The following is a 9,127-nucleotide window of genomic DNA, read 5'->3' on the forward strand; positions in this document are numbered from 1 at the left end:
TCTGATGTTTCCTACAGCAGAATACTGCTTAGGTGAACGGGCATGGCATTGAAAATTTAATTCACATTAACTTTTCAATAGTCCCATTTTGGGACTAAACTACATGAGAATAATTGCTTTAGCTACGATTAAAAAGTTTTGGTTAAATCCCAGCTATCAAGTTGTCTATATTCGCTTTATAGGAACTCATCAAACTTATGACACGATCAATGCACAACTTATTTAAGAAAAAATGAACATTAGACCCATTAAAACTAAAAAAGATTACAAGGCAACTCTCAGAGAAATCGAGGGTCTCATGCTTGCAAAGAAGGGTACTCTTGAGGGAGATCGATTGGATGTTTTGGTTACTTTAGTTGAGGCTTATGAGAGAAAAACCCTCGTTGTTGAGTTGCCGGATCCAGTTGCAGCTATTCATTTTAGGATGGAGCAAATGGGTTTGGTGGCGAAAGACCTGCAGCCAATGATCGGACAGTTAAATCGAGTTTATGAGGTTCTTAACAAAAAGCGACCTTTGACGCTCCGAATGATCTGGAATTTACACAGGGGTTTAGGGATCCCTGCAGAAATACTTATTAAACCTTCTTCGTAGGTATTGGCATCAGTGCTGACTGATTTACCCATCAAGGTCCAAGAATTGTCCTTGAGTGGCTATCAAGCTAGATGCTAGCAAGCATTTTGAATGTTTGAGGATACTTGCTAATCAGTTTGATGATTAAAGCAGCTTGTGCATTTGGTTTGGCTCGACCTTGTTCCCAATTCTCCACTGTTCTTGGGTTCGTCCGAATAAAGTCTGCAAAGACGGGTCTTGAAAGACCAAGCTTTTCTCTAAGTGAGGTCAATTCATCAACGGTAACCTCTGGTGCAGGCTTGGATGTGACTTTATATTTTTTAAGTGTTAGCTTGCCATCCCTTTCTTTTTTTAGGGCTGTCATGCCTTCTGATAGTTCTGCAAATAACTCACGTTTTTTCATCTGGACTCTTTACGATACTTGCTGAAAATTGGTAGTTCTATAAAGGTTGCGTGCATCCAATTAGTATACGCAACTTGCGTATATATTACACGAGTTTTCCTGCTGGGTATATAGAAGTGACAAAAATATGCTTATCGATTTAAATGTCAAAAAAATGGTTTGGCTTAATTGGGGAGCTAGGGACAGCTTAAATACCAAGGGTAATCTTGAAGTAATAAACGCCAGTCATGGATTGAGCCTCACACAGCAACATCCTCAAATACTTATTAAACCTTCCTCGTAAACGTGTAAAATCACACTTTTGTTTGATTACGCACCTCTTGGGTGCGATTTTTACGATATTTCCTACACATGGCTCTAATTGTTCATAAATATGGTGGCACGTCGATGGGCTCAGTGGAGCGCATACAAAACGTTTCCAAGCGAGTCGCTAAGTGGATGAAAGCTGGTCACCAAGTTGTTGTGGTGCCTTCAGCGATGTCTGGCGAAACCAATCGCTTACTCGGCCTTGCTAAAGAAATTAATGCCAACCCAGATCCTCGTGAGTTGGATCAGATTGCGTCGACTGGTGAGCAGGTCAGTTCTGGCTTGTTGGCTTTGGCTCTGCAATCACAAGGTGTTCCTGCGGTGAGTTATGCCGGCTGGCAAGTGGTTATCAAAACGGACTCTTCTTACACAAAAGCTCGTATTCAGGGGATTGATGGTAAGAAGGTCTTGGCCGATCTCAATGCTGGCAAAGCAGTAGTTATTACTGGTTTCCAGGGTGTTGATGAGAACGGCAATATCACGACCTTGGGTCGTGGCGGTTCTGACACATCAGCTGTTGCTGTAGCGGCAGCGCTTGATGCGGATGAGTGCCTTATTTACACGGACGTTGATGGTGTTTACACCACCGATCCACGTGTTTGTGAAGATGCTCGTCGTTTGGACAAAATCACTTTTGAAGAAATGCTAGAAATGGCTAGCTTGGGTTCAAAAGTATTGCAAATTCGTTCAGTTGAGTTCGCTGGCAAGTACCGTGTGAAGACGCGTGTTCTGTCATCATTAACTGATCCACTGATGTCGCTCGAACAAGAAATGAATTCGGGCACTTTGATTACTTTCGAGGAAGAAGAAACTATGGAAGCTGCTGTCATTTCGGGTATTGCTTTCGCCCGCGACGAAGCAAAGATCACCGTTTTAGGTGTGCCTGATAAACCAGGTATTGCTTATCAAATATTGGGTCCGATTGCGGATGCCAATATTGATGTGGACATGATCATTCAAAACCAATCTGTGGATGGTAAGACTGACTTTACCTTCACTGTACCGCGTGGCGATTATCAAAAAGCCTTGGATCTTTTAAAGAATCAAGTGCAAGCACACATCCAGGCAAAAGAAATTTTAGGTGACCCAAAGGTCTCTAAAGTATCTGTTGTGGGTGTTGGTATGCGTTCGCATGTGGGTATTGCTAGCAAAATGTTCCGCACATTATCGGAAGAGGGCATCAATATTCAGATGATCTCAACGAGCGAAATCAAGATTTCTGTCTTAATTGACGAGAAATACATGGAATTAGCAGTCCGTGCTTTGCATAAAGCATTTGAGTTAGACCAAAAGTAATTTAAAATCATCGTCTTCACTGATTTAATTCAGTGAAGTGATACGGAGACGTGGCCGAGTGGTCGAAGGCACTCCCCTGCTAAGGGAGCATCTGGGCAAAACCTGGATCGGAAGTTCGAATCTTCTCGTCTCCGCCAACATGCTAAATAAATTAAGGGCTTATGGCCCTTTTTTTATTTTTGTACCAATCTTCATACCATCAACCTGTAACCACTTCTATTTCAATTGATGGTTATTCTTAAAGTTAGTATTTAGCTAGAGTCTTGATTAATTCAGGGCTACAAATGTCATCAATGTGCCTGAAAGCTAATGAGATCGCTTTGATTTGATCTGCAGCAACTCCAAGATTTTCGAAGTGCGTTTTCCACTGCCTAGTTACTCGCCATACGCGATCGATAATAGAGCTTGCTTGCTGTGCAGATAGACCAAAGCGCTCTTTGGCGCCAAAAGCATTATCAAGAGTGGCTAGCTTGCCTTGAGGTCCAACGCCTAGATGTTGATAGCGCTCGCTTGCAATGATTGCATGTGGCACAACATCATAAAGTGGACTTAGGCTCCAGCCCTTAAGCTCATGATTCCATAAAAATGCATGATTGCGAAGATGATCATCATCGTTGCTGACAAACAGATTAAAGATCATGCGTGCATAAAGCTCTTCAATATCCGATTTGACTGTTTGAATTAAGCAATATCTCCGTATTGCATCCGCGATATCCATATAGCTTTTTGTATTAGATTCTGATTCGTGGCAAGCGACGAGGGTGAGGGCGCTAACAACATGATGACGAATTTCTACAGAACGAGCTAAAGCAGTCCAGGAGCGATCAAAGCGTTTGACCATCAACACCTTTTTATGGCCGACTAGTTCTAATTTATTTTCGGCTACATTGAGACCAGCTAATTCTGCAAGTTTGAGTGTGGCGTATTCAATACCCGGCACATCCAACGATCCATCACTATTGCCTGGGAACTTGGCCATCCATAAAATATTTTCATCATCGCGCACACTTGCCTTTGGACGCATACCCCCAAGACCGCTACCTACAATCAAGATTCTGGATAGCGCTTCAGATACTGGCATGCCTGCCTCAATCTTCTGTGCACCCTCGAGAACATAGGACAGATTATGAATGCTCTCGTATGCGGGGCGCTCCTCTTGATCTAAAGACGATCGAATATCTAAAGCTCCAATTCGATCACTGCCAGCTTCTAGAAGGTAGGTTGACTCGGGAAGGCTATTCGCTGGAACTTTAAGTCTAGCTTCAATAACTCGTCTTCCCCATGAGTCAGGCGTTGCGTCACGAACTCCACCAAAGGCTTCTAGGCCGTTTGGTGGAACGAGGCGCTTGCCTTTTATGTCACTTTTATTCTTTAGATTAAGAGCGACTGGATCAACTTCTTGAGCATTGGCTCTATCTAAATAACGTAAGCCATAGGCAAATGAGGATGCAATGAGTCGTGAGCCTTCTTCATCTAATTGAAGTTGCCCTGCTGGTACAAATTCACCATCAAGATTGGCAAAGACAAACAAATCTTTAGTCGTGTTTGCCATCAGAAATCAAGCGCTTTCATCTCTGCTTTACTAAGTTCGCGTACACGTTGAGGACGGGAGCGACGCTCTAGGGCAAGGATTGCAGGATCATCGCCATTTAATAGTTTTAACAAAGTCATGCCTGGAGCGATGGCATCTAGGTAACGAAGAAGTGCCCCAATGGCAACTCCAGGATCACCTTTTTCAATTCGTTGGGCAGTTGCGCGAGATAGGCCTGCACGAACTGCAGCTTCCCCTTGACGAACATGACGCGCTAGACGCAAGGAAACAAAGCATTCAGCTATTTCAGCGGATTGACCAAGTTGCTTGGATGCTAGGGTCAGCTGTTGATCTACGCGCATAGTTGCCTCATGCATTTCGTTAAGTATGAGGTAGCACTGTACAGGTTTGGATGCCGTTGGTCAATAAAAATGAATCATAAATAAGTCTTTAATTATATTAAAGCACTATTTATAAATCATTTAAATGTTAAAAGTGCTAAATTTAGAGACTGGTCAACCAATAAAGCCCGCAATCAGCTTCCAATACATACTGCATTTTTGGGGTGGTATCGATTCAGGTTATTAAATAGTGAGAAGTCTTCTGTCTATAACTCGGGGGTGGTTTTAGCCCTTTATGGACTCCTAGATCAGGTCTGATCTTTGCATTGCCTACGGTTAAATAGCCAATGGCAATCGGATCACAAATCTAGCTCCACCACCGGGAGCATCTTCATAATGAATAGAGCCCTGGTGTCTGGTGACAATATGTCTTGATAACCAAAGACCAAGACCCATGCCTGTTTTCTTGGTGGTGTTGAGCAGTTCAAAGAGTTGAGATTGGTATTCTCTTGCCACACCACTGCCATTGTCTGTGATGCTTAATTCAACAAAATCGATGTCATGACTAACTTCTAAAGTAATAACTTTCGTTGGTTTATCTAGTTGATCAAGTACTTGAATGGCATTGTTCATCAGATTTAAAAGAACTTGAACGACTTCAGAGGCATTCACTTTCACCATGAGTTGGTCGTTAATCTTTTCTTCAATATTAATATTTTTGAACTTTAGTTCGGGTTTGACGATATCAAGAACTTTTGACACCAATTCGGCGGCGCGAACATTTTCTGCACTAGCGTCATTTTCATGGAAGATCGATCTTAAGGATTTAACAATCGTTGCAGCGCGGCGATTATCTTCTTCTAAAGACTCTAGGATTTCAGCTCCTAAATCCCTGTTTAATGCACCTTGCTCTAATTTCATTTTGAGCAATTGGATATTTAAATTGGAAGCCCCAAGTGGTTGATTTAATTCATGAGCAATAGAAGCCGATAGAGCGCCAGTAGCAGAGGTCTTATTGGCTTTCATTAAGCGATAGATCAGCTGTTCTTTTTCTTTTAAAAGTTCGGTGATTTTTATGTTTTCTTTGGTGGTTTGAGCATTCTCGAGGCTAAGCTTCTCCATCCAATAACCAATGACGGCTATGTATGACAGAATAGAAACACCGACCCATGACCATCGTATGGTGGTACTTAGAGGGGCTTCCTGATACAGGTTGATGGTTGAAGGTGTGCTGTTGAAATACAAAATACCCAAGCGTGCAAAGGTGAGTGCTAATTCTGCAGCTATCGTAAAAAACAAGAAATTAAGTTGATTGGACTCGGTTTTTCTTAAACGTTTGAGTTCAACCAGCTCCCAAGCAAGACCCGCACAGGCAATGGTGCTTACAAATGTCACTCTTTCTGTAAAAGTGCCGGTATGTCGGAGATACTCGAATACAAGACCAAAAAGGACAACACTTGCTCCTGCGAGAATTTTTACCCCTTGATCAATCGGTCCACTTAAAGACCGGCAAAACAAAGCTAAATAAACTACGTTGGCGATGAGAAGCGTATTGCCTAATGTAACCAGTAGTAGGTGGGTGGAGCTAGCTAGGGCAAAAAAGGTAAATGAAGAGGCATTAAAAGCCAGTGCTGCCAACCAAAAGGCCTCTGGTTGATTGATTTTTCTTAGTCTAAATAAAGACTTAGATCCAAAAAAAAGCCCCCAAAGAATGAAGGCGACCACCAAAAAGAAGATTTCGTTAGCAAATTGCATGAATTCAATACTACTTTAAAAAGTTTTTATTTATCAAAAATACCCCAACTTACAGCCTCTTTAACTGCCTCTTAAAAAGCAGGGCTGCTTAATGGAAGGCAAATTCCATCTATTAAGTCTGGATGCTTTTGTATTGTAACGAGAAGAGAGGGCAATGTAACTCTAGATTATTGAAAAATAAGAGTTTTATAGAGCATCAGACGCCGCGTGAAAAGCTAATAGCTCTAAAGCTAGTCACTTCAAAGTGAATACCATTCAAACACCCCCTCAATTACTATTTGGGAGTCAAAAAATGTTGGATGCCAACCCCAAAATCAGGATTCTAGATCCCTGATTGAATTGGCTTTTCTAATATTTGATTTGATAAAACTTTGTTACGCAAAATGCTCATGCCAAATTTAAAAAAATTAACATTCGTTCTATCCATTGCAACAGCCAGCCTAGTTTTTAGCGGCTGCACGATTGCGCCTAAACTTCTGACGCCTGAAGAACAGCGCGTTACTTTAGAAAAAGATCGGAATCGAGCCACGCAAGATGTTCAGCCATTAGGTGAGTTGCTGACCATGAATGAGGCGATTGCTCGTGGACTCAAATACAACCTGGACCATCGTTCAAAAATGTTAGAGCAAGCGATCGCGATGGGGACCTATGACCTATCCAAGTGGGACATGATGCCCAAGGTTCTTGCGAACGCAGGCTATAACTACCGTAATAACTCATTTATTACCAAGACAACTAACTCTCAAGATGGCACTCTTTCAACTGCGCCACCTTCCATTTCTTCTGATAGAACCTACGGTACAGCAGGTTTGAACTTGAGTTGGAGTTTGTTGGACTTTGGTGTGAGTTACTTTAATGCGCGTCAGAATTCGGATCGTATTGTGGTCGCCTCTGAGCGCCGCCGCCGCACAATGCATATCTTGGTACAAGATGTGCAATCCGCTTATTTACGTGCTTCTGCTGCCCAAAAACTGAGTGATGACATTGGTGCCACCATTCATGGCGGCAACCGTGCTATTGAGAATTCCTTGGAAGCCACTCGAAGAGGCTTAAAAGAGCCTGAAGATGCTCTTAAGTATCAAAAAGCACTCTTAGATAACATCAAAATTCTGGAGACCATTGACCAAGAACTTTCAACGGCCAAGATTGAGTTATTCCAACTGATTAACTTGCCACCGAACACCAAGATCTTGTTAGAAGATCCGGACACTTTGCCTGTGCCGAATGCATTCAACGATGTTGCCATTCAAGAATTTGAGATACGTGCTTTGATTGCGAACGCCGATCTTAAAGAGAGTATCTACAACACGCGTATTGCGCATGAAGAAACTCGCAAATCTTTGCTAAGGTTATTTCCAGGTTTAACTTTTAACGTGGGCCCACAAACATCGAATAACAGTTACTACATCAACAAGAACTGGGTAGAGGGTGCCGCTAACATTAGCTATAACCTTTGGAATATTTTATTGGCGCCAGATGCCATTAAATTAGCAGAGCAAAATGAAAGTTTGGCTGAGCAAAAACGCATGATGATGCAAATGGCCGTGGTTAGCCAGGTGTACCTATCCAAGCTCCAGCTTAGCAACAGCTATAAGCTCTACAAGCGTTCCGCGGGTATCAACGAGGTGGATTCTCGTTTAGCCAAAATCACTGCTTACAAATTCAAAGCAGGTGCAGCCAGTGATGCAGAAAAAGTAGCAGCGGATGCTTCTAGCATTGTTAGCAAATTGCGTAACTACCAAGCCTTGTCACAGCTATTTGCCGCTAGCGGAAAGATGCAAGCAACCACAGGTTTGGAGCCTCACTTTGATAGCGTTGATGAGATCAGCCTTGAGGATATGACGACTAAAGTTAAAGATTTGTTCAATAGCTGGAATACCGGTGTACTTCCAGCTTTGCCACCTGATTTATTTGCGACTGATAATTTTGCGCCGACCGATCATGCACCAGGAATTGATCAGTCTGCAACTATTCCAATGATTACTCTCAAAGAGATCCCTGCGGATCAGCAGCTAGAAGCGCTAGATCTCAGCGAGGAAAGCAATAAAAAAACCAGCAATGGTTTGTGATGTTTTAAGACGATTTTTTAATGACATCCGAGCCTAAACGCCTCATACCTTACGCCATTATTGGTCTTGTGTTGCTGCTCATTTTTGAGTGGCGTCCTTGGCATGGCGAAGATGAGCTGGAAACACCAGCTCAGGCGGTTGGTGTTGTTGCTAATTCTGATCTGGTTAACAAAGATGCGCCGCAAGATGTGCTCGCACAGCTCAGTGCAGTGAACTACACCACGATTGCAGCTGAGATCCCAGCGCGTGTTCAAGATCTTCCTTTTAAAGAAGGGCAGTCCTTCAAAAAAGGGCAGGCCTTGGTTATCTTTGAGTGTTCAACACAGCAAGCCCAATACCAAAAAAGCAAAGCTATTTTATCGATAGCAGAGCGCAACTATTTAACCAATAAAGAACTCTTTGATTTGGGGTCGGTTGGACGTGTTGCATTAGAAAACTCTTTTTCAGAGTTTCAAAAAGCCAAAGCTGAAAACGACGAGCTTTCCTCTGTTGTGGCACGTTGTCGCATATTGGCGCCATACAACGGTGCGGTGGTTGAGCAAAAAGTACGTTCTCAACAGTTTGTGCAAGTGAGTCAACCTTTGTTAGATATCTTGGATAACAGTGCGATGGAGTTGGAATTCATTGTGCCTTCCAAATGGGCTTCATGGTTGATTGTGAACTACGCATTCAAAATTAAATTAGATGAGACTGGAAAAGAGTATCCAGCCAGAGTAACTCGTATTAACGGAAAAATAGATCCCGTTAGTCAAACATTTAAGGCAGCAGCAGTGATTGATGGTAATTTTCCAGAACTTAGTCCTGGTATGAGCGGTGTGCTCATTATCCAACCACCCAAGACAGCTCCTTGATAAC

8 protein-coding genes and 1 tRNA gene are annotated in these 9,127 nt (G+C 42.6%); 5 read left to right on the forward strand and 4 right to left on the reverse strand.

Annotated elements, in window-relative coordinates; translation table 11 throughout:
- The first annotated feature begins 232 nt into the window (after window positions 1-232).
- Window positions 233-592: a type II toxin-antitoxin system HigA family antitoxin gene (locus ICN28_RS09310; RefSeq protein WP_216288138.1), complete on the forward strand. Its 360-nt coding sequence runs from the start codon at window positions 233-235 to the stop codon at window positions 590-592.
- A 67-nt stretch (window positions 593-659) separates the two neighbouring features.
- On the opposite strand, the gene ICN28_RS09315 is transcribed toward ICN28_RS09310, so the two are convergent.
- Window positions 660-974: a DNA-binding transcriptional regulator gene (locus tag ICN28_RS09315; RefSeq protein WP_216288139.1), complete on the reverse strand. Its 315-nt coding sequence runs from the start codon at window positions 972-974 to the stop codon at window positions 660-662.
- Window positions 975-1,325: 351 nt separating this feature from the next.
- Here ICN28_RS09315 and ICN28_RS09320 point away from each other — a divergent pair, with 351 nt between their 5' ends.
- Entirely contained in the window at window positions 1,326-2,576 is a 1,251-nt protein-coding gene (locus ICN28_RS09320; protein ID WP_216288140.1) for an aspartate kinase, read from the forward strand.
- A gap of 44 nt (window positions 2,577-2,620) precedes the next feature.
- A tRNA-Ser gene (locus tag ICN28_RS09325) sits at window positions 2,621-2,713 on the forward strand.
- A gap of 107 nt (window positions 2,714-2,820) precedes the next feature.
- On the opposite strand, the gene ICN28_RS09330 is transcribed toward ICN28_RS09325, so the two are convergent.
- The 3 genes from ICN28_RS09330 to ICN28_RS09340 form a co-directional block, all read right to left on the reverse strand.
- Window positions 2,821-4,128 carry a type II toxin-antitoxin system HipA family toxin gene (locus ICN28_RS09330; protein WP_216288141.1) on the reverse strand — a complete coding sequence of 436 codons (1,308 nt, stop codon included), beginning with the start codon at window positions 4,126-4,128 and terminating at the stop codon, window positions 2,821-2,823.
- Window positions 4,128-4,469 (reverse strand): helix-turn-helix transcriptional regulator, encoded by a 342-nt coding sequence (locus ICN28_RS09335; RefSeq protein ID WP_216288142.1) that lies wholly within the window; start codon window positions 4,467-4,469, stop codon window positions 4,128-4,130. Before ICN28_RS09335 ends, ICN28_RS09330 begins: the two co-directional genes overlap by 1 nt.
- 315 nt (window positions 4,470-4,784) lie before the next feature.
- On the reverse strand, window positions 4,785-6,203 hold the full coding sequence (locus ICN28_RS09340) for a sensor histidine kinase (protein ID WP_216288144.1): 1,419 nt from the start codon (window positions 6,201-6,203) through the stop codon (window positions 4,785-4,787).
- A 389-nt stretch (window positions 6,204-6,592) separates the two neighbouring features.
- Between ICN28_RS09340 and ICN28_RS09345 the strand changes: the two genes are divergently transcribed.
- Complete coding sequence (locus ICN28_RS09345; RefSeq protein ID WP_216288146.1) at window positions 6,593-8,272, forward strand: TolC family protein; 1,680 nt, start codon at window positions 6,593-6,595, stop codon at window positions 8,270-8,272.
- Window positions 8,273-8,292: 20 nt separating this feature from the next.
- Window positions 8,293-9,123: an efflux RND transporter periplasmic adaptor subunit gene (locus ICN28_RS09350; RefSeq protein ID WP_216288147.1), complete on the forward strand. Its 831-nt coding sequence runs from the start codon at window positions 8,293-8,295 to the stop codon at window positions 9,121-9,123.
- Window positions 9,124-9,127 lie beyond the last annotated feature (4 nt).

It is taken from the genome of Polynucleobacter sp. 30F-ANTBAC (assembly GCF_018882385.1).
Taxonomy (GTDB): Bacteria; Pseudomonadota; Gammaproteobacteria; order Burkholderiales; family Burkholderiaceae; genus Polynucleobacter.

What these genes read in the sequence shown, in the direction of transcription:
- ICN28_RS09340 (WP_216288144.1), bottom strand. Translation starts at nt 6,203, where the DNA reads ATGCAATTTGCTAACGAAATCTTCTTTTTGGTGGTCGCCTTCATTCTT.
- ICN28_RS09315 (WP_216288139.1), bottom strand. Translation starts at nt 974, where the DNA reads ATGAAAAAACGTGAGTTATTTGCAGAACTATCAGAAGGCATGACAGCC.
- ICN28_RS09345 (WP_216288146.1), top strand. Translation starts at nt 6,593, where the DNA reads ATGCCAAATTTAAAAAAATTAACATTCGTTCTATCCATTGCAACAGCC.
- ICN28_RS09320 (WP_216288140.1), top strand. Translation starts at nt 1,326, where the DNA reads ATGGCTCTAATTGTTCATAAATATGGTGGCACGTCGATGGGCTCAGTG.
- ICN28_RS09330 (WP_216288141.1), bottom strand. Translation starts at nt 4,128, where the DNA reads ATGGCAAACACGACTAAAGATTTGTTTGTCTTTGCCAATCTTGATGGT.
- ICN28_RS09335 (WP_216288142.1), bottom strand. Translation starts at nt 4,469, where the DNA reads ATGCGCGTAGATCAACAGCTGACCCTAGCATCCAAGCAACTTGGTCAA.
- ICN28_RS09310 (WP_216288138.1), top strand. Translation starts at nt 233, where the DNA reads ATGAACATTAGACCCATTAAAACTAAAAAAGATTACAAGGCAACTCTC.
- ICN28_RS09350 (WP_216288147.1), top strand. Translation starts at nt 8,293, where the DNA reads ATGACATCCGAGCCTAAACGCCTCATACCTTACGCCATTATTGGTCTT.